Genomic DNA, 21288 nt, shown 5'->3' with positions numbered 1-21288 from the left:
GGTTATTATGGAAGGCATACGTGGAAAAAATGTATTCTTCATCTTACTTGGGTCTGCAATCTTTGCATTTGGCCTTGTGCATTTCAATATGGAAAATAATTTAGCGGAAGGTGGCTTTACTGGCATTACCCTTTTGCTATACTTTCTATTTCAAATTGATCCCGCGATTAGTAATCTAGTTCTTAACATTCCATTATTTCTAATTGGATGGAAGTTGCTTGGACGAAAGGCATTTATTTATACGATTATTGGAACCGTTTCCTTATCTGTGTTTCTGTGGATTTTTCAGCGATATTCCGCTCTATCCATCCCACTTCAAGACGATTTAACTCTTGCAGCATTGTTTGCAGGAGTGTTTGTAGGGGTTGGTCTTGGCATTATCTTTCGTTATGGAGGAACAACCGGTGGGGTGGACATTATCGCGCAGCTCGGTTCTAAATACATTGGCTGGAGCATGGGTAGAACAATGTTTATTTTCGACTTTTGCGTTATAGCTTTATCACTTGTTTATTTAAACTATAAAGAAGCGATGTATACATTATTAGCGGTATTTGTAGCTGCTAGAGTCATTGATTTTATCCAACAAGGGGCATATTCTGCGAAAGCGACCATGATCATATCTGAGAATAATAAAGAAATTGCTGACAATATTATGAAGCAGATGGATCGGGGAGCGACCGTATTGAATGGAAAAGGCAGCTTTTCCGGTCTTCAAAAAGAAGTTCTTTATTGCGTTGTTGCTCGAAATGAAATTGTACGTTTAAAAAACATCATTCGACAGGTTGATCCACATGCTTTTGTAGCCGTTAACGACGTTCAAGATGTTTTAGGTGAAGGGTTCACCCTAGATGAAAACAAAAATCCTATCGACCAATAAAAAATCTCGCCCCCTTAAGGGCGAGATTTCCTTATTTAATCTTCGTTCATTCCTATAAAGATGAACACAAAGCGAAGTAATTCTAATAGAGCAACTACTGCTGCTGCAACATATGTTAAAGCCGCTGCGTTCAATACTTTTTTCGTTTCTCTTTCTTCATCGTTTCGAATAACGCCAGTTGATACAACTTGTTCCATTGCTCGATTGGAAGCATTAAATTCAACTGGAAGTGTTACCAACTGGAACAACACAGCTGCACTCATAAAGACAATCCCAAGTAAAATGAAGTTTTGCGATGCCATCAAAATACCAGCGAGAATGATGAAATAGCTAAAGTTTGAACCAAGATTCGCCACAGGAACAAGCGTATGACGGAAACGAAGCGGTGCATAGTTCTGCTCATCTTGGATCGCGTGTCCTACCTCGTGTGCAGCGATCGCTGCTCCCGCCACTGATTGACCATGAAAATTACCTGATGATAGTCTTACTGTTTTTGAGCGAGGATCATAATGATCCGAAAGGTGCCCGCGCACTTCTTCAACCCCTACAGAATATAACCCATTTTCATCGAGAATTTTTCTTGCCACTTGAGCACCAGTCATCCCAGACGAGTTTGGAACTTTTGAGTATTTTTTGTATGCGCTCTTTACTCTACTCTGAGCCCAGAGTGGAATGATTAACAGAAGCGCAAAATAGACTAGAAAACCAGCCATTTCCATTCCTCCATCATATGTGTAATTGCTTTCTAAACTGTTATTAACGTCAATTTTAGTCAAATCCCACTAGAAAGTCAATCACACTGTTTCAGGTTCACAAGATCTTCAAATTTAATCGGCTTGTTTCCTTTTTAAACCTTCTTTTTCGCCTCTATATTTTCGATAGGTCACATAAATCAGTGTAGCGATAATAATACCTCCAATTGAAACAATTAACCATAAAAGGGAAGATTCCTCAGATGAAGAAGGGTGGTAAGCTTGTTTGAAATCATCTTTCATGGTTTGCAATTGACCCGATAATTCTGAATTACGCTCAGACCCATATCGCTCAATAAAAGCAATATGCGAATCAAGTCGTTGCTGAGTTTCTGGCGAGAGATCAATTGCCATTGCTGGGCGTATTACACTATATGTTCCAATAAAACGATCCTTACTCGCATTGTAGACGTCTACGTCTCCGTGTTCAATAGCAGTGGACATTTCGGTAATAAGCGGGAGAATTTGGTCATCCGTCTGTTTCCACATTGGCTGATCTTCAGCTACTAACGCATCAACAGCCAGACGAAATTCCGTTAAGGACTGAATTCTTTGATCAACAGCTTTATCCATAGCTGTTACAGCCTTTAGTGCACGGTCATGTGTATTGAGGATCACTCTTAATTCAATAGTCGAAAGTTCACTAGACTGATCACCTGGAAAAGCATTAGAAAATTCATCAAGCATCGTTTTGGCACGGTCAAACTTCTCTTGTTTGCCAAATTCCAACGCATTTGCTGCTATATCATTCCAGACTTGTTTCGTATCTGTTTCCGAAGCATGTACATTGACGGGAAGCGTCAAAAGCAACACTACAAGGAGCCATCGTCTACCCATTCCCTGTCCCTCCTTCTTCCTACTTCAATGTATGAAGAAATGGACAAGAGTAGACCATCTTAGATGGAAAGCTGATAGTGTCCTTTTCGAACAGATAAGAAATAGACAAGAGCTAGAGAAAAGATCGACAGCCAGAATGTAAAATATCCAATAAGCGGTGTATACTCACTTAATATTGAATAACGTGGCATTTGACCGAAAACATAATCAATCACATCATTATGTAACGTCCATATCGCCACTAGCACGAGATGCCATAACTTGATTCTGTAAAAAGGGGTAAAAAGCAATCCTTCTATTGCCATTCCAAGATGAGATAAGATGAGCATAATTGCGATAGGAGATAGCTGTCCTGTCACAACCATCACTAGAGCATTCATAATGACAGCCCAAATCCCATATTTGAATAAAGTCACGGCAGCTAGACTTTCCATCAGTGGCCAATTTTTACCGAAAAGAAAGGCCAGTAAAACAAAACAGAAAAACAGACTCGCTGTAGGACTATCCGGAACAAATAGTAAAAAGATGGGCTTTGTTTCTGCTAACTGCCATCCATACCAGTAATAGCCGTAAATAGTACCCGGAATGTTAATGATCAACAGAAGTAGAAGAAAAGGTCTTGATTTTAGCAGGTATAAAAATTGAGAAATCATAGGAATCTCCTTTTCAATATCTTTCATCGATTGAAGTGCATAAGCAATTTAAAATGAGAAAAAGCTGACTGCAACAGTCAGCTTTTCATCTTATTTATTTGCTTCTACCGTTTCGACAATAAATTCAGCTAGCTTCTCACGTTCTTCATCAGAACCTTTAAAAGCATTCGCTGGCATTCCGCCGATCCCGTTCACAGCAATGTCCATAATCGACTCTTTTGTTTGCTGTGTTTCAAGAAGAGATGGACCTGAACCACCTTGAAGGCTGTCCCCATGACAACCAATACATGACTGTCCAGAATAAATGGCGTAACCTTCTGATTCTTTGTCAACCTCAGCTTCAACAATTTCCCCTTGCTTTGCTGCTTTTTCCCAGTCATGAGTTACAACTGATTCCCACGTCAAGTATACCGTTGAAATAAGACCAAGTAACATAAGCGCTGTCGCAACAGGACGCTTAGCCGGTCTTCTTTCTGGACCGCGGTCAAGCCATGGAGCAAGAAGAAGTGCACCAAATGCAAGGCCGGGCATAACAACTGTACCTACAAGCGTATAGTCACCGGCGGCAAATTTGTACTTCAAGAGCTGGTATAAGAAGAGAAAGTACCAGTCAGGAAGCGGCGTATAGGTCGCATCTGTCGGATCCGCTACACGCTCGAGTGGAGATGGATGGGCAATTGTTAGTGCTAGATACCCAACTAGAAATACAGCACCTACCATCCACTCTTTTAATAAGAAGTTCGGCCAAAACGCTTCTGTTTTGCCGGGGTACTCTGAATAATCTTTTGGAATGTTAGGCTTTCTTTGCGCAGGAATACGCGAATCGCCAACAAACTTCATTCCTTTTCCGCGATGCATCTGTCCCCCTCCTTCGTATAAAAAATTGTGTCGAAATGATCATAATAAGTTCTGAGATTACATCTTATAGCGGGCCAGAAATACCCTGTTTACGAATCATGATAAAGTGAGCAGCTAGCAATCCAAGAAGTGCAGCTGGTAAGAAGAATACATGAATCGCAAAGAAACGAGCGAGCGTTTGAGCTCCGATAATTTCTCCACCTGCAAGAAGAGTTTTTGCCCATTCTCCAACCACTGGTATAGTCACTGCAATTTCAAGACCAACCTTTGTTGCGAATAGCGCTTTCATATCCCATGGTAAAAGATATCCTGTAAACCCTAGACCAAGCATAACGAAGAAAATCAATACACCTACAACCCAGTTTAATTCACGAGGTTTTTTGTAAGAGCCGGTAAAGAACACGCGAAGGGTATGTAGAAACATCATAACGATAACGAGACTGGCTCCCCAATGGTGCATTCCTCTTACAATTTGTCCGAATGCTACTTCGTTTTGAAGATAGTAGACAGACTCCCAGGCATTCACAATGTCAGGTACATAATACATCGTAAGGAACATCCCGGATAGAATTTGAATAACGGTAATAAAAAACGTTAAACCGCCGAAACAATAAACAAACGCCGAAAAGTGATGAGCAGGGTTAACGTGCTCTGGCACTTCGTGATCTGCAATATCGCGCCACATTGGCGTAATATCTAAGCGTTCATCTACCCAATCATAGATTTTATTTAACATAGATTACGCCCCCTAACGTGGTTCAGGTTTTCCGAGGTAAAGTTTTCCATCTTCAACTTTCTTGTTGTAAACATCAAGCGGCGCAAGAGGTGGTGTTCCTTTTACATTCACACCATCTTTTGTGTAACGGCCACCGTGGCACGGACAATAAAACTGATCTGGATATGCTGCATTTGAAGCCCAGTCCACCGTACACCCTAAGTGTTTACAAACAGGTGAAAGTGCGACGATTTCGTCTTTTTCATCTTTGTAAACCCATGCGGATTGAGTGACCTCAGATTCATACCAACCGTCTACCTGGTCAATTTTGAATTCTTTACGAACAGGTTTGTTCGTAATCTCACTTGTGTCCATTACAGGAACAAAATCCTGCTTGGCACCTTCTTTTAATAATGGATCAATTGCAAAACGAACCATCGGCATTAGCATTCCTGCTGCCATAAAACCGCCGACACCAGTCAGGCTGTAGTTTAGAAATTGGCGTCTTGTTACTTCCTTCTTCTTCGCCATTGGTTTCCCCCCTATCCTATGAAGTCAGTCCAGCCGGACATAAATAGTACATACATATAACTAGGACATTCCTATGATAGCGTAGTCACTCTTGCTCTGTCAATATTCGGATTGGTCTTTAGCATGCCACAAACTAACTATTTATATTACTTTGCCACGTATTTGTTACAAATTGCAAAACTTGTTTCACTTGCGCTGATACCGTTTCCATTTTATATTGCTCATCCATATGCTCTAGCGGGATCGCTGGCATCCATAGCATAGCACTATCTAACTGATCTTCAAATTTCTTCCAATCAACATCGGCTGTTAGAGTAACAATGTGCTTAATTCCACCTTCGAATAACTCTTGTTCTACTTTTTTTAGACGTTCTACTTTTGATAATGATTCCTCAGAAGTCAAATAAGTAAAGGAAGGTAATAATAATAGACGCCCTTTTAACTGTCTTTCAAGCTCACTTGCTATTATGTTTATATATTCTCCCATCGATACAGTTGTTTTTATGCTACTCGTCATCGATATCGGGACGAGCGGAAGCACAGCAGTATCTACATATTCTTTTTCTTTTTCAAATAGAGCAATATCAGCTTCTGTCCATTTCATTTTGATAACTCCTTTTCTGTCCATATAAGTACCAAATGGTTTGGTGAGATTTCATTTCTAGCCACTTCGCTTCTTTCATTGGTAAATCAACCCAAATTGTTCTCGCTTCCTCGCTTGCACAGGTGCTTGCAATTTCCCACATTTCTTTACTATAAAGGACCGCTTCATTGAATACTTTCACATGCAAATAAGAAGCTCCCTTCTCCTCTTTCGTCATAATAAAGCTTCCATATTCATTTACAAAGATCTCAGTGCTATCAATGTAAGAAGACGATAGAGCAGGAACGAACGGAAGTGGATAATAGATTGAATACGGAAAAAAAGTATGACTATTATTTTCCCATTCTTTTTCTATTAGACCTTTCTTTTCTGTTCCGGTCACTTTTTGAAAAGGTGACGTCACGTTGTCACCAGAAACGGAATGAGGACTTATACGGGATGAGACTATAACTGCCTCAAGGTTCATATGTAAGTGAGGTGCTAACCGATTACCTGCTATGTTATACTCTTCAGTCGCATACCCGATCCATTTCACATTTGAATTTTGATGTGCTTCTTTACGTAAGAAGTTCATCAATGCTGAAGCAACACCTTTACCACGATAGTCAATATGAGTTCGCAATCTACCTAGAACGGCAGCTTCATCTTCATAGAGCGTTATCCCCGCTATGCCGATTAGTTTCCCTTCTTCAAAATAGCCGATCATTTTCTCTTCTTTAATCAACCTTTTAATAATCCGGACGACGTAGTCATCTTCAATCCCAGTCGGCATTTCTTCTACAAGAGCGATATCATTCCACTCTAAACTTCGGATCAACACGTTTTCTCCTCTCTGACTGTGAGTCGGTTAACTCAAAACGAATTCGACTAGCGACTTTCATTTCTTTCTTAGTATACCATCTGTAAGATCATCGATGAAGGGGTTTTCTCGAACGCACGTTCCAAATACATGATCATAACGATGGCCACCCAAATAAAAAAACCCTTGAAGAATCAAGGGTTATAAATTACTTAATTGCTTGCTTAAATTTTTGAACGCCATTTCATCATTTCGATCCAAAGCTTCATCAATCTGCTTCAGAATCGATTCTTTCTTGAACCGAGTAAACGACTCATCAAGAACCATTTCAGCCATAAATGAATACTTTTTATCCGCTGCCATATTTTCTGGTAAAAATGGATTTTCCTCTAGAACAGCCACATAGTGCGGAGAAACGTTTTTACTCTTGAAATTCAATTGAATGTAGATAGGCTCGTCCTGATTCAGACGAATGTCATGAAATGATTTTTCAGGGTCAGTCGTGATGATGTTGTGCTTATAAAAACGGAATGGAGCATTTTCTACACAATGAGTTGAGATCACAAGCGCCTTTGGACAAAACTCAGCATTCTCAACAAAATGTACGTTACCCATGAGCACTTCATCGCTTATTAAATAATTTAACAGCCAGACACATTCACGTTTCTTCACCTGGTATTTCTTCAAAAACCATTTCAGAAAGTCTTTCTTTTCAACGACAGAAACGGAGCTGCTCATAGCGATTCCTCCCTGAGATTTTCCTAATTTAACAATTCGTCATTGAACATAAATTTCCTTCTTCGCCTTACTCCTCTTTAAATGTTTCTTCTTCAAAGCGCAGCACTTCTTCCTCTAGATGAACGAGCGTTGGGTCCAACTCCAAAGCTAGCTTAAATGCATTAACAGCTTCTTCACGCCGACCCTCTTCAAACAAAAATCCTCCATACTCTTCTAAAAAGATCGGATCGTTTCTGAAATAAGTATATGCGTTTTCATAACGTTTTATGGCATCTTTATACTCTTCTACCTGCGCATAAGCAGTTGCAGCAGACCAATCTAAGTAAGGATCGCTTTGATCTCCTTCTTCAATATTACGTAGTAGATCAAGGATGTCTTCATATCTTTCTTCCGTTCTAAGATACGTTGCAAGCGTCTTGGCTGCTTCAATGTGCGTTGGATTAATAGCTAGTAATTCGCGTAAGTACTGTTCTCCGCTTGCGTTATCATGAGTTTTATAACTTAACCTGCTCGCTTGCAAATAGAGCTCTTCGTTAAATTCATCCACCTTTATTCCGTCTGCTAGTACTTGAATTGCTTCACTAGTAGCTCCCTCTTCTTCATAGGCTTTCGCGAGGTATGGATAAAGCGTGCTATATTGTGGATCAACTTCCTTCAATTCGTTAAATGCATTAATAGCTTTACGGTATTCACTTATTTGTAACGCTGTAAAAGCATATCCAAAGAGCGCATTAATTTCGCGAGCATTCTCCAGGCCTTTCTCATAGTAAGTAAGCGCCTCTTCAAATTGTCCGCTTCCACTTAGGGCTTCAGCTAACCTCAGTTCAATGTTCTCATTCGCAAGCTCTCCCTTAGTTCCGAGTACTGATTCATAGTAAGGTACAGCTTTTAAATGATGCCCTTGAGTGAGATAAAACTCACCTAATCCAAAATCAATGATTGGCTCATCAGGTGAAAGACGCTTTGCTTCCATTAATTTTTGTTCCGCAACCTCTTCTAAGCCTTCTGTTTGATAGAGATCCGCAAGCAAGAGAAGCGCCGGCGGATAAGCAGCATCACTTTCATCTATTTTATTTAATGCGGCTATAGCCTCCTGCTCTTGTTCAAGATCAACATAGCATTCAGCTGCCTGTACAAGTAATTCTCCTTCATTTGGATAGTGTATTAACAGTTCCTCTACTACATCTCTAGAATCTTCAATCAGTCCAAGACTATAGTAAATGTTTGAGAGATCATATAATGTTTCATGATCTGCATCTTTTCGTACTTCTTTCAATTCTGTTAAACCTTTTTCAAAGTTCCCCGACTCAATTAATGAGACAGCCTGCTTAAGACGCTCCACGTTCCAAAACTCCTTCTAACACTACTTTTTTTATTTCGATGACTCGCAGTAAAAAACGATGGTCTGTGAATTTTCAAATGTTGACCATATCCTGGTTTTAGGAAAACATGATGATTCACTTTCAGTAATTCACCACGAAGTCCTGAAATGATTGGGTCTCTTCCATCATAATCAAGAAATAGTTCATCTTCAACTTGATTGCCTGAATTCGTTCGATAGAGATTAAAATCAAAATCCGTTCCTGTAAGAATTCCACCTTTTTGAGGATAAAACCCAATTCGCATTAATATTGGTTTAGGAAGCTCTCTCCTTATCAATAATTCAGGATAGTGAAATGCGTCTAGCCCTTTGAGTACCGCTTCATTAAGCAATTGTGTAAGCTTTAGTTCTATAGCATCAGAATCCCACGTTTCGATAAATGAAAAGAAAGGCACAAGCATGGCATGGTAAGGAAAATTCGCTTGAATGATCCATTCAGATACGAATTTTTTCCATTCTTCCTCACGTTTAAAATCCATTACAATGAACGGAACTTGGTAACGTGCACACTTCCTAATAACATCTGGAGTCACTTTTGTGCTGTCCATTCGTAAACCAAGAGCATAGTCGATAGGAGAATTCACTAGGTATGATAACGAACGACTGATTTCTTCTTCAAATGTACAAGCATGTTTTATTTCGGTTAACGCTAGAATCGAAGTGACGCCTTGTAACATGTATTCTCTCATTAATTCGATAAATTCACTCTCTGGTTCTCTATTGTTTATTTCCGAAAGATAAACTTTCCCAGCCCTCATTGAAAAACCATTCAAGTTGCAATGGACTCCTTTATTAAGCTTTCCAACCTTCGTCTTATAAGATAACAATTCATCCGCAACCAACTTATAATCAGTGCCATCTATAGATGCATTTTCATAAAGACGTTTCAAACAAGCGCCTCCCTGCCATTTTGTTTATGACAGGCTATGTTTTAGAGTACTTATTTATGTTATAAAAGCACCAATGAAAAAAATTCCCTGTGCTAAAAGCCTTTGTTAGCGCTTTCAAAACACAGGGACAAAATAAATATGGATAGGAGTGGAGAGAAACCATTACTATTCTTAGTATAACAGGGTATTCCAGAAAATCAACAGATTCTTTAGAAAATTTCGGTTTTTTTATCCGAAAAGCGTAAGCGCCCATTTAGAGCCGACTAGCGCTGGAGACTTTCATTTTGAACACGTCCTTTGTGTTCAGAGTGAAAGGCGAAGCATCTCGAGGCTCTGGGCGCTGAAGCTGGACACCGAAAAGCGTAAGCGCCCGTTTAGAGCCGACTAGCGCTAGAGACTTTCAATTTGAACACCCATTGTGGTCAGAGTGAGAGACGAAAAGACTTTGAGCGCCAAATGATGGGATGTGTTGTCATATAAAAAAGCAGGTTCCTAGGAACCTGCTCTTAGTTGTTTCAAATGTTCAAAGAAATCAGGATATGAAACTTTGATTGCTTCAGGTAATTCAAGCTGAACAGACCCCTCTGTAATGCAACCTGCGACTGCAAGCATCATTCCAATACGGTGATCACCTAAACTTGAAACCTGTCCACCATGGAGGCGTGTAGGACCTTCTATAACCATTCCATCTGGTGTTCCTGTTACAGATGCGCCTAACGTTTGTAATGCTTCAACGACTGCATCGATACGGTTTGTTTCTTTTACTTTTAATTCTTCCGCATTTCGAATAATCGTTTTTCCATTAGCCTGCGTAGCAAGTAAAGCAATAACTGGAAGCTCATCAATCAATCTAGGGATCATCTCCCCTTCGATCGTTGTTCCCGAAAGATCGCTAGTACTAATTGTTAAATCAGCCACTTCTTCCTGATTCACAACCCGCTTGTTTTTAATGGACAAAGAAGCTCCCATCTGTTCAAGAACATCTAATATACCTGATCTTGTCTCGTTAATCCCTACGTTTAATAGGGTTAAGGTGCTATTAGGAACGATTGCTCCTGCTACTAGGAAAAATGCAGCTGAGGAGATATCACCAGGTACTTCTACATTTGTAGCGGTTAGATGCTGTCCCCCTTCAACGCTGACAGATAAACCGTCTCTCTTCACTTTGACACCAAAACTTTCTAACATATTTTCAGTGTGGTTTCGTGAACGATGAGTTTCTGTAACCGTTGTAACGCCATCAGCTTGAAGACCCGCAAGAAGAATACCTGATTTCACTTGGGCACTCGCTACAGGTGAATCATATGTAATACCACTAAGATTACCGCCTCTAATCGCTATCGGAGCAAACGTGCCATTCTCTCTCCCATCAATTGCTGCACCCATTTGACTTAATGGAACTGTTACGCGATTCATTGGTCGCTTTGCAATTGACTCATCTCCGGCTAATACAGAATGAAATGGTCTTCCAGCGAGTAAGCCCATCATTAAACGAAAGGTCGTTCCAGAATTCCCTACGTCGAGAAGCTCTGATGGCTCACGAAGACCATCGATACCTTTGCCTTCTACCACTACTGAAGCTCCGTCTTGTTCAATCTGAACACCCATTTGTTTAAAGCAAGAAATCGTACTTAAACAATCTGCCCCAGGAAGAAAATTTGTAATTCGAGTTGTACCTTTTGCAATAGAACCAAACATAATGGCACGATGAGAAATTGATTTATCTCCAGGAATTGTAACTGTTCCTTTAAGACTTTGTGCTTGCACAATCGTTTCCATAGTCACTTACTCCTTATTTATCATCTACATACGTATCGAAGTCATGATCAAGGACCACTTTTGCATTGTCACGGTCTTTTTCTGAGCGAAAACTCACTCTAAGAACACCCATAATATCTTCTCGTGTCTCGATGATTCGAATATTTGTTATTGAAATTTCTTCACTTGCAAGTTTTTGTGTAACGCTAGCGATGACACCAGGCTGGTCTTGAACGTCGAGAAACAAATCATAAAAAGCAGGGATAGCTCCTCTAGATCGAACAGGTAACCCATCTCGAAAGTCCTTAGCGTCTGAGAAGTAATCGTAAATACGATCTCCGTCTTCTTTTTTAATATAACCTTGAATTCGATCTAACTCGAGCTTCAAGTCTTCAGTCATCTGCAGTAAGACAGATTTGTTTCTTAGAAGAATATCACGCCACATCACAGGACTAGCTGATGCTATACGGGTAATATCCCGAAACCCTCCTGCCGCAAACCTCGCTACATTATAGCTCTGATTATTATTTCGATCACTAACAAAGTTAACCAGACTTGCTGCTAATATGTGAGGGAAATGACTAATTAATCCTACTAAATAATCGTGCTCTTCAGCGTCTAATTCAACAAATGTAGCATTAGTTGAACTTAGTAATGCTATTAGAGCATCTAATTTTGATTTGTTGACCGATTCATCAGGTGTCAAAATATAAAAAGCATTCTCAAACAAATGTGATTTTGCTGCTGTTACGCCGGTTTTGTGAGAACCAGCCATTGGGTGACCACCGATAAAGGTAACGGAAGGACTTAAGATTTTTTTAGCATGACTTACAATCGAATGCTTCGTGCTACCCACGTCAGAAATAATCACATTGCTTTTCAAATTGATTTTGGCTAATTGTTCTAAAATTTGTTCTGTTTGAACAACCGGAGCAGCAATCATAATAAAATCAGCGGTTTGAACGGCTTCTTCAAGCGAAGAAGCCGTTTGATCTACAACCCGAAGTGCCATAGCTAAATCCAACTGATTCTGGTTTACATCATACCCCGTAATGACAGCATCGTGATGCCCTGCTTTTATAGCTAGAGCAATTGACCCTCCTATTAATCCAAGGCCAATAATCGCAACATGTTTGCTCATGACTGTTCCTTTCTCTTTTCATCAAGAAATTGAGAAAGACAGCTAATGATTTCTTTGTTTTGCTCCTCTGATCCAACTGTTATTCTAGCTGAAGTTGGAAAACCAAGCGCAGAACCTGAACGGACAATGTATCCTTGTTTCATCAAGTATTCAAACACTTCGTCTGCAGGTATACCAAAGTCAATTAATACAAAGTTCCCTTGAGAAGGATAAATGGATAAATCGTATTGTTCACAAAAATCATAATAAAGCTCTCTGCCCTTTTCATTTTCTATTCGACACATATCAATAAACTGTTGATCCTTGAGAGCAGCAATTGCCGCAGCTTGCGCCACACGTGAAGTGTTAAACGGCTCTCGTGAAGGTTCAATTGAGGCGATTACTTCCGGGTTAGCTACTCCATAACCAACGCGAAGAGCAGCAATCCCATATGCTTTAGAAAACGTTCGTAAAACTACAAGGTTTTTATACTCTGAAAGCGCTGATAGCGTATCAGGAAAATTCTTCGCAGTAACATATTCTTTGTAAGCCTCATCCATGACAACTAGAACATGATCAGGAACCTTTTTCAAAAATGAAAATAGTTCTTCTTCTGGAATATACTCTCCTGTAGGGTTATTAGGTGAACACACCCAAATGATGCGCGTATTCTCATCAATGGCTTTTAGCATCTCTTCTAGTTGATGCTTTCCTTCAGTCAGTGGAACTTCACGAATTTCTGCATCTTCAATAACTGCGTTATGACGATATTGCGGAAAAGTTGGTGTAGCCATCACTGTATTAGTTCCTTTTTCAAGATAAGTTCTGCAAAGGATTTGTACAACTTCGTCTGATCCATTACCGAAAACTAGCTGATCTTCATTTACATTAAGATGCTTTGCTACCTCAGTCCGAAGAGAAGCTGCATAGCCATCTGGATAAATGTGTAATTGCGACAGTTCCTTTTCAATGGCCTCTTTCACTGTCTGAGAGGAACCATATGGATTCTCGTTTGAAGCGAGTTTAATTACTTGTTTGAGACCAAGCTCTTTTTTCACTTCCTCAATTGGCTTACCTGGCTTGTAAGGGGTTAACCCTTTCATTTGTCTTTTTGGAATCATGCCTGCACCTCACGAATGGATTTTCACTTTCCCGTATGGAGAAATCAAATTTCGTACATATGCCCGAATTTGATCTATACCTTCTTTCTGGGATGCTTCTTTCTTCAACACTTCCACTTGTTCTTCAACTTGACGAATAATCGCACTACCAACAATAACGCCATCACAGTGCTCTTTTAGCTCTTCAACTTGTTCAGGAGCCGAGACTCCAAAGCCAACCGCAACCGGAATCATACTATGTTTCTTCACTCGATCGAGAAATGTAAAGACTGAGGAATGAAAGTCAGTCCTCGTTCCCGTAACACCGAGTGACGAGACGCAATAAAGAAATCCCGTAGCTTCTTTCGAAATGGCCTGCAGTCTTTTATCTGAAGTTGTTGGTGCAACAAGAGAAATCAGCGCAGTCTCATTAGCATTGCAACTTTCTCTCCACTCTTCACTTTCTTCAAAAGGAAGATCTGGAACTAATAGTCCGTCAATATCATTTTCTCGCACTAAAGCGAAGAAGCGTTCTTCTCCTAATTGTAACAAAAGATTGTAATAAGTAAATATCACAACTGGAATTTCAAGTCCTTTTTCTCGCATTTGTTTCACGAGACCCATCGCTTTCTCAAGGCTCATTCCATGTTCTAATGCACGTAGTGACGCACGCTGAATCACTGGACCATCTGCTAGAGGATCAGAATATGGAATACCGAGTTCAATTGCATTAGCTCCTTCTTCTTGAAGCATCAATGCTAAATTAATAGTCGTTTCTTCTGTTGGATCACCAGCTACAACAAAAGGTATGAATAGATCGTTTCGTCCATCTACATGTTTCTCAAATCGTTTATTCATTAACGTCACCTCCAAGATGTTCCATTATCGTGTGTACATCCTTATCCCCTCTTCCTGAGAGGCACACAAGAATAACTTCATTTTTGTTCATGTCTGGCGCTTGCTTAATTGCTTCAGAAAGCGCATGAGCACTTTCAATCGCCGGAATGATACCTTCCTCTTCAGATAGAACTTTTAATGCATCAAGTGCTTCATTATCAGTAATTCCTGTATAAGTCACGCGACCCGTTTCATTTAAATAGGCATGCTCAGGTCCTATTCCAGGATAATCGAGTCCGGCAGAAATGGAATGTGGCTCTTGAATTTGTCCCGTTTCGTTTTGCAATAAGTAAGTAATTGAGCCATGAATAACACCGAGACGACCTTCAGAGAGCGTAGCGGCATGTTCTCCAGTATGAATTCCCTTACCGGCAGCTTCTACGCCAATCAAGCGAACATCATCTTTAAGAAATGGATAGAACATGCCCATTGCATTACTTCCACCTCCAACACAAGCGATTACCTTATCGGGTAATGCTTCCATTTGTTCGCGTGATTCATCACCGATCACGCGCTGGAAATCCCTTACCATTTTCGGGTAAGGATGCGGACCAACTACAGAACCAATTAAATAGAACGTATCTTCCACATTTGCTACCCAGTACCGAATCGCTTCATTCGTCGCATCTTTTAACGTTTTGCTACCCGAAGAGACTGGGACAACTTCAGCACCGAGAAGCTTCATTCTGAACACATTCAATTCCTGACGTCTAATATCCTCTTCTCCCATAAACACTTTACATTCTAATCCAAATCGAGCGGCTACAGTTGCAGCTGCAACACCATGCTGGCCAGCACCTGTTTCAGCAACAATTTTTTCTTTCCCCATACGAACGGCAAGAAGAGCCTGTCCAATTGCATTATTTAATTTATGTGCCCCTGTATGGTTAAGATCTTCACGCTTCAAATAAATTTGCGCCCCGCCAAGTCTTTTTGATAAGTTTTCTGCATGTGTAATCGGCGTTGGTCGACCTGAATATTTTTTCAGTTCCTCATGATAATTCGTCATAAATTGTTTGTCTGCCATTGCTTCGTTTAGCGATTGTTCTAATTCTTCTAACGCAAACATCGCTGTTTCCGGAACATATTTACCGCCGTATCTTCCATATCTACCGCGTTGATCAGGTACAGTTGTTGACATTGTTATCCCAGCCTTTCGATTATGGTGTTCATTTTCGTTTTATCTTTCCTATCATTGGTTTCGATTCCACTTGATACATCTATTCCATCTGGATGGTAGCTTATCAATTCTTGAACATTATCTGGCTTTACTCCACCTGCCACAAATAAAGGCACCCTTTGCTCAGCCGCTTCAGCCTGATATGACGGGATAGAATCCCAATCAAATCGTTTTCCGGTTCCTCCCCATTGTCCAGGCAGTTTGGTGTCAACGATATATCCATCAGCTATACCTTCGTACCGTTTCATTTCATCTAGAGATCTTTTGCCATGATGAATCACTTTCCAAATCGTTTTCCCTGTCATTTGTTTAATCTTGGCCGCGAAAGCTGGTGTTTCATTACCATGGAGTTGGAGAATATCAAGCGGTACTTCACTTACCGTTTGCGCTAACTCTTCTAATTCCGGGTTCACAAACACCCCTACAATTTTCGTGTCATTCAGCGGTGGATAATCGCTTAACCAACCTTTAACTTGTTCATCCGTAACGCGCCGTACGCTATTTGCAAAAATAAATCCTGCATATGGGACACCGCTCACTCTTACGCTCTCCCAATCCTCTAACGAGCGATTACCGCACAGCTTAAGTTCAGGCTTTCTCATGAACTGTTTCACCAAACAAATGCTTAATTCCCTTTTCATAAGTACCATCTCTCATAAGAGCCTCACCTACTAGTACGGCTTTCGCTCCCGCAATTTTCACGTCTTTAATATCCTCGTAAGTTGATATGCCGCTTTCGCTAATCATCAATGTTGACTGAGGAATATACTGGCTGAGTGAGTGTGTTTGTTTAGTAGACGTTTCAAATGTTGCGAGATTCCGATTGTTAATTCCTATGATTTCTGGAGTAAAGTGATCAGTAAGCGCTTCAAGCTCTTCTTTGGAATGTACTTCAACAAGGCATTCTAATCCTAAATTTGAAGCATAATCATAAAATTCCTTGGTCTTTGTTGCGCCAAGCGCTCGCACAATTAATAGAATAGCATCTGCACCAATACGTTTACTTTCTTCAATTTGTCTTTTATCAATAATAAAGTCTTTCCGTAATACCGGTAAAGACACGTGCTTTTTAACTTCTGTTAGGAAGGAATTTGCTCCCATAAAGAATGACTCATCCGTTAAAACAGAAATGGCATCCGCTCCTGCTTTTTCATAAGCTTTAGCTACTTCTACAGGATCAAAGTTGGCGTTGATAATACCTTTTGAAGGAGAGGCTTTTTTCACTTCTGCAATCAATCCTAATTCATGCGTTGGCTTACGTAAACTTCCTACAAATGAAACATTTGTCACTTTTTCATCATCAGGCATAATAAATCGTTCCATCTCTTCGTGCTTCACTTTAATAATTTGATCAAGCATGAACATTCAACTCCTTGTTTGCGCTTAATGCATTTAGTTGCTTTCGACCAGTACCATTCCTAATGGCATCTTTAGCCATCTGCACACCTTCTATAATAGTTGCACACGCTCCTGCAAGGTAGAGAGCCGCTCCAGCATTATAGAGAACAATTCCAGTGCTAGCTTCATTTCCTTCATCGTTAAAAATTCGTTCAATTAAATTCGCACTTTCTTTTGAAGTGTTGACCACTAAATCCTGAGCGTTACCTGTTGATAGACCAACTTCTTCTGGTGTGCGGCGATAGGTCATGATCTCACCATTTCTTAATTCTACAAAATCAGTGTAAGTTGAAATAGAACACTCATCGATTCCTTCCCCACCAGTCACTAGTAAAGCGCGTTGTGTTCCTAGACGCTTTAATGCTTTCGCCATTTTCAATGCTTTGTCATGACTATAAACACCAATTAGCTGCGACTGACTACCGGCTGGATTTGCTAGCGGCCCAAGGCTATTAAAAACCGTTCTAAAACCAATCGCTTTTCGGGCACTTACAGCATGCTTCATAGCTACATGGTAATTCGGAGCAAATAGGAAACACATGTTTCTTTCCTTCAGAGTTGCAACAGCTTCGCTACGACTTGATTGTGTAGGGATACCGAGTTCATCAAGAACATCTGCGCTACCACTCTTAGAGGAAACAGCTTTATTACCATGTTTCGCAACTTTGACACCTAGACTAGAAACGAGTATGGCTGAAGCAGTTGAAATATTGAAGGTAGAGTGGCCGTCCCCTCCTGTACCACAAGTATCGATTAGCGGCAGTCCGCCATGATCAAGCTGAACAACATGGTTTCGAAGGGAGCGAACAAACCCAGTCAATTCATCAACCGTTTCTCCCCTCATTTGGAGAATGGTTAAGAAGCTAGCAATTTGTGCATCATTCGCTCTTCCTTCCATAATAACGTCCATGACCTGTTCTGCTATGGATTCAGCCAGCGTGTGCCCCTCCATCATTCTGCTTAATTGTTCTTTAAACATTTAGCTGCTCCTCCTTTTTGTCGAAAATAGCTTCCGCTACCTGAATCGCTTTAATAAGAGCACTCGCCTTATTTCGAGTCTCTTCCCATTCGCTCTCAGGTACGGAATCAGCTACGATCCCTGCTCCTGCTTGCACGTATGCTGTACCGTCTTTGATCACCATTGTTCGAATGGCGATACACGAATCAACATTGCCATCAAAACCTATATATCCAATCGCTCCTGAATAAATGGATCGCGAAGTTGGTTCAAGCTCGTTCAATATTTGCATCGCCCTTACTTTTGGCGCACCAGAAACTGTACCTGCAGGAAAGGAGGCTACTACCGCATCTAAACTAGTAAATCGAGGTGCCAAAACACCTGTTACTTTAGAAATAATGTGCATCACATGAGAGAAGCGTCCAATGTCCATTAACTGTGGTACTGAAACACTTCCGTATTCCGCTACTCTCCCAACGTCATTTCTTGCAAGATCGACGAGCATATAGTGCTCCGCTCGTTCCTTCTCATCTTCCAGCAACTCTTTAGCGAGCTCATTATCTTCTTGAGCTGTTTTTCCACGTTTTCTCGTCCCTGCAATTGGATCGATCTCAATTTTCCCATCTTGTACCTGAACTAATTTCTCAGGTGAACTACCGATGATTTCTACATCGTTCATTTTTAAATAAAACATATATGGTGATGGGTTAATGACCCGGAGAACTCGATAAAGATCTAATCCTCCAATGGTGACATCTTTTTCAAACCTTTGAGATAATACCGCCTGGAAGACATCCCCTTCTTCAATATAAGATTTTATTTTATTCACATCATTTAAGAATTGCTGCTTTTCATAGTTCGATTTAATTTCATAGAAATCCACCTCATGTGAAGCATCTTCAGGAAGAAGCATCACTTCACCTTGATTAGGCTTTGATGCAAGAGAAACAAGTTCTTCCATAATCGAAAAAGCATCAGTATAAACTCGTTCAACATCTAAAGCCTCTTTTACCCTGGCGTGATGACAAACTGTCAATCGCTTTAAATGATGATCATAGATTAATAAATTCTCACAAACCATAAAATGAACTAACGGCATATCTTCGTCCCGGTCAGGATGAACTGGAATTTTGTCAAATTGACTAACGGCATCATAGCCAATATAGCCAACAGCTCCACCATAAAAAGGGAAGTCGTGATCTGGTAGCTTAGGATTTAAATATTCAAATAGCGCTTTTACTCCTGACTGGAAATCATTTCGTTGAAGGATTCTATTCCCATCCACATCATTAACAGAGAAAATACCTTTTTGTTCAACTAGGGAATAGACTGGATCTACTCCTATAAATGAATAGCGTGACCAGCTTGACTCTTGATCACTACTCTCTAATAGAAAGCTTGCTCGTTTACCTATATTTTGAAAAATTTGAATGGGTGTTGTCGTATCAAGGAAATACGATTTCATTAATGGGATCATCCCGTAAGTTTCGGAATCCCTTTGAAAAGAAGAATAATTTGAAGTCAACTTTCTCACCTCTCCATTGTTAGTCATGGAGAATGGAAAAGCTGAGTAATCCGAGGATAAAAATGTGGTATAACAAAGAACAGACTATAATTGTCTGAATGTTACCAATATCGAAAAAGGGTATATTAAAACCCCCTAATAACCTCAGGGGGTGTATAAACGTATCCCTCTAAGCTCTCCTCAACTCAACTATCCTATTCTCTGCTCTCTCAACTCGTAATACCTCATCGTGCCTCTGCTCTAAAACTTATTTCTATCCTAGTATGAGGAATCTGTTTTGTCAACTCGCAAGATCTGGACGAAGTGACACAGCTTTCTCTAAATAAATGTGATTAATTTCATCTTGGTCAATTGTTGTATTCACCGTCATTAACAGTCGAATACACAGCGGTAACGCTCCTTGAACAGGGATTTCTGATGAGCAAAGCAACGGAACGTTAGACCAGCCTTTAAATGCTCGAACTGCTTCTGCAGGGAATACAGCATCTAAATCCCCAGTCATCGTAAACTGAATGGACGCCACCATAGCCGGATCGATTCTATTATGCTCGATTAGTTGTTCTAGTAATGTCGTCGTTGCATGAATAATTTCATCTTTTTCATTAAGGTTAACTGTCGTTGCTCCTCTAATCCCTCGAATCAATGTGCTCCACTCCCTTTCATACTAGATCGAAGCAGCTCAAGGGCAGATTCATCGTCTATCATCACCTTAACAGGCTGACCGATCTTCTTTAATAATACAAATTGTAATGTTTTGTTTTCCGCTTTTTTGTCTTTCTTCATCCGGCCAACTAATTGGTGAATACTAAGCTCATTCGGAACTGCAGTAGGAAGACCGATATCTTGAAACCATTTCGTTATTTCATCCATACGAAGCGTTGTTTGAAAATATTCCTCACTTAGTTTGAGGGCATAGATCATACCAATAGCAACCGCTTCTCCGTGTGTCATTTTTCCATATCCAAGCTCTGATTCAATCGCGTGACCTAGCGTATGGCCAAAATTCAAGTAAGCTCTGATCCCTTGTTCGCGCTCATCTTCCTTCACAATTGCGCCTTTGACACCAATACCCTTCTTGATAATGAATTGAAGTTCTTCATCTGTGTAGTCCTGAACTTTTTTTCCTCTATCCATTAGCCATTGTAAAAACGATTCATCGTGTATGAGCGCATGCTTGATCACTTCACTAAATCCAGAACGCCATTCGCGATCTGGAAGGGTTCTCAGACACTCCGTATCATAAATAACGGCTGATGGTTGATGAAAGGCACCAATTAAATTCTTACCGACTTCATGGTTAATCCCTGTTTTCCCACCAACGCTTGAGTCATGAGCTAGTAACGTAGTTGGAATTTGAATAAATTCAATTCCTCTCATGTATGTTGCGGCAGCAAAGCCGGCTAGATCACCTACTACCCCACCACCAAGAGCGATGATGCAGGCTTTTCGATCCAACTCAGCTTTAAGTAATGCCGTCATTACCTCATGGTACATAGCGAAAGATTTCGATTCTTCTCCAGAAGGAACAACGAAAGTCAGGATATTCTCATGTCCTTGAATTGATGATAAATATCTTGCATCAACTGCTTCATCTGTAATTATGAAAAAACTTGAGTAAGAAGCGTAATCAATCAGATCTCTCCATTTGTTTCGAATACCAGTTCCAATATGAACAGAATAACATCCCCCATTTGTATCAATCGTTAAACTGTCCATC

Annotated in this window: 23 protein-coding genes; 1 reads left to right on the top strand and 22 read right to left on the bottom strand. The window is 40.3% G+C overall.

Annotation, left to right across the window (positions count from 1 at the left end; all coding sequences use genetic code 11):
• The first annotated feature begins 7 nt into the window (after nt 1-7).
• A complete protein-coding gene (locus tag Q4550_RS05850) occupies nt 8-877 on the top strand; it encodes a YitT family protein (protein WP_226613727.1) in 870 nt (289 codons plus the stop codon).
• Between the two features lie 35 nt (nt 878-912).
• Here the strand turns inward: Q4550_RS05850 and Q4550_RS05845 are convergent, their stop codons facing one another.
• From Q4550_RS05845 to aroB, 22 genes are all read right to left on the bottom strand, one after another.
• Nucleotides 913-1590, bottom strand: a complete 678-nt coding sequence (locus tag Q4550_RS05845; RefSeq protein WP_194221905.1) for a zinc metallopeptidase — start codon at nt 1588-1590, stop codon at nt 913-915.
• 114 nt (nt 1591-1704) lie between these two features.
• A complete protein-coding gene (locus Q4550_RS05840; RefSeq protein WP_303531002.1) occupies nt 1705-2466 on the bottom strand; it encodes a sporulation protein YpjB in 762 nt (253 codons plus the stop codon).
• Nucleotides 2467-2525: 59 nt separating this feature from the next.
• Nucleotides 2526-3119 (bottom strand): lipoprotein heptaprenylglyceryl N-acetyltransferase LhaT, encoded by a 594-nt coding sequence (lhaT, locus tag Q4550_RS05835; RefSeq protein WP_226613734.1) that lies wholly within the window; start codon nt 3117-3119, stop codon nt 2526-2528.
• A gap of 90 nt (nt 3120-3209) precedes the next feature.
• Nucleotides 3210-3977, bottom strand: a complete 768-nt coding sequence (locus Q4550_RS05830) for a menaquinol-cytochrome c reductase cytochrome b/c subunit (RefSeq protein ID WP_303531001.1) — start codon at nt 3975-3977, stop codon at nt 3210-3212.
• A 64-nt stretch (nt 3978-4041) separates the two neighbouring features.
• Entirely contained in the window at nt 4042-4713 is a 672-nt protein-coding gene (qcrB, locus tag Q4550_RS05825; protein ID WP_098443956.1) for a menaquinol-cytochrome c reductase cytochrome b subunit, read from the bottom strand.
• A gap of 12 nt (nt 4714-4725) precedes the next feature.
• Complete coding sequence (locus tag Q4550_RS05820; protein ID WP_194221910.1) at nt 4726-5223, bottom strand: ubiquinol-cytochrome c reductase iron-sulfur subunit; 498 nt, start codon at nt 5221-5223, stop codon at nt 4726-4728.
• 133 nt (nt 5224-5356) lie between these two features.
• Nucleotides 5357-5827, bottom strand: coding sequence for a YpiF family protein (locus Q4550_RS05815; protein ID WP_303530998.1), 471 nt, complete (start codon nt 5825-5827; stop codon nt 5357-5359).
• Nucleotides 5808-6644 (bottom strand): GNAT family N-acetyltransferase, encoded by an 837-nt coding sequence (locus Q4550_RS05810; RefSeq protein ID WP_303530996.1) that lies wholly within the window; start codon nt 6642-6644, stop codon nt 5808-5810. The genes Q4550_RS05815 and Q4550_RS05810 overlap by 20 nt, the downstream gene beginning before the upstream one ends.
• A 183-nt stretch (nt 6645-6827) precedes the next feature.
• A complete protein-coding gene (locus tag Q4550_RS05805; RefSeq protein ID WP_194221913.1) occupies nt 6828-7364 on the bottom strand; it encodes a ReoY family proteolytic degradation factor in 537 nt (178 codons plus the stop codon).
• Nucleotides 7365-7431: 67 nt separating this feature from the next.
• Nucleotides 7432-8706 carry a tetratricopeptide repeat protein gene (locus Q4550_RS05800; RefSeq protein WP_303530994.1) on the bottom strand — a complete coding sequence of 425 codons (1275 nt, stop codon included), beginning with the start codon at nt 8704-8706 and terminating at the stop codon, nt 7432-7434.
• Nucleotides 8676-9635 (bottom strand): amidohydrolase family protein, encoded by a 960-nt coding sequence (locus Q4550_RS05795; RefSeq protein ID WP_303530993.1) that lies wholly within the window; start codon nt 9633-9635, stop codon nt 8676-8678. Before Q4550_RS05795 ends, Q4550_RS05800 begins: the two co-directional genes overlap by 31 nt.
• 492 nt (nt 9636-10127) lie before the next feature.
• A complete protein-coding gene (gene aroA / locus Q4550_RS05790; RefSeq protein ID WP_303530992.1) occupies nt 10128-11414 on the bottom strand; it encodes a 3-phosphoshikimate 1-carboxyvinyltransferase in 1287 nt (428 codons plus the stop codon).
• Nucleotides 11415-11427: 13 nt separating this feature from the next.
• Nucleotides 11428-12534, bottom strand: coding sequence for a prephenate dehydrogenase (locus Q4550_RS05785; RefSeq protein WP_303530990.1), 1107 nt, complete (start codon nt 12532-12534; stop codon nt 11428-11430).
• Nucleotides 12531-13634, bottom strand: a complete 1104-nt coding sequence (gene hisC / locus Q4550_RS05780) for a histidinol-phosphate transaminase (RefSeq protein WP_303530988.1) — start codon at nt 13632-13634, stop codon at nt 12531-12533. The genes Q4550_RS05785 and hisC overlap by 4 nt, the downstream gene beginning before the upstream one ends.
• Before the next feature lie 9 nt (nt 13635-13643).
• Nucleotides 13644-14471 carry a tryptophan synthase subunit alpha gene (gene trpA, locus Q4550_RS05775; RefSeq protein WP_303530987.1) on the bottom strand — a complete coding sequence of 276 codons (828 nt, stop codon included), beginning with the start codon at nt 14469-14471 and terminating at the stop codon, nt 13644-13646.
• Nucleotides 14464-15651, bottom strand: a complete 1188-nt coding sequence (trpB, locus tag Q4550_RS05770; protein WP_303530985.1) for a tryptophan synthase subunit beta — start codon at nt 15649-15651, stop codon at nt 14464-14466. The genes trpA and trpB overlap by 8 nt, the downstream gene beginning before the upstream one ends.
• A gap of 2 nt (nt 15652-15653) precedes the next feature.
• Nucleotides 15654-16292, bottom strand: a complete 639-nt coding sequence (locus Q4550_RS05765; RefSeq protein WP_303530984.1) for a phosphoribosylanthranilate isomerase — start codon at nt 16290-16292, stop codon at nt 15654-15656.
• Complete coding sequence (gene trpC / locus Q4550_RS05760; RefSeq protein ID WP_303530983.1) at nt 16279-17049, bottom strand: indole-3-glycerol phosphate synthase TrpC; 771 nt, start codon at nt 17047-17049, stop codon at nt 16279-16281. Before trpC ends, Q4550_RS05765 begins: the two co-directional genes overlap by 14 nt.
• Nucleotides 17042-18067, bottom strand: coding sequence for an anthranilate phosphoribosyltransferase (gene trpD, locus Q4550_RS05755; protein ID WP_303530982.1), 1026 nt, complete (start codon nt 18065-18067; stop codon nt 17042-17044). The genes trpC and trpD overlap by 8 nt, the downstream gene beginning before the upstream one ends.
• Nucleotides 18060-19511 carry an anthranilate synthase component I gene (trpE, locus tag Q4550_RS05750; protein ID WP_303530981.1) on the bottom strand — a complete coding sequence of 484 codons (1452 nt, stop codon included), beginning with the start codon at nt 19509-19511 and terminating at the stop codon, nt 18060-18062. The genes trpD and trpE overlap by 8 nt, the downstream gene beginning before the upstream one ends.
• 340 nt (nt 19512-19851) lie before the next feature.
• Complete coding sequence (aroH, locus tag Q4550_RS05745; protein ID WP_303530980.1) at nt 19852-20214, bottom strand: chorismate mutase; 363 nt, start codon at nt 20212-20214, stop codon at nt 19852-19854.
• A complete protein-coding gene (gene aroB / locus Q4550_RS05740) occupies nt 20211-21287 on the bottom strand; it encodes a 3-dehydroquinate synthase (RefSeq protein WP_303530978.1) in 1077 nt (358 codons plus the stop codon). The genes aroH and aroB overlap by 4 nt, the downstream gene beginning before the upstream one ends.
• Between the last annotated feature and the right edge of the window lies 1 nt (nt 21288).

It is taken from the genome of Anaerobacillus sp. 1_MG-2023, assembly GCF_030547345.1.
GTDB classification, from domain to species: domain Bacteria; phylum Bacillota; class Bacilli; order Bacillales; family Guptibacillaceae; genus Guptibacillus; species Guptibacillus hwajinpoensis_B.
Note: the sequence above shows the minus strand (reverse complement) of the source record. Positions and strands in the feature narration are given on the sequence as shown.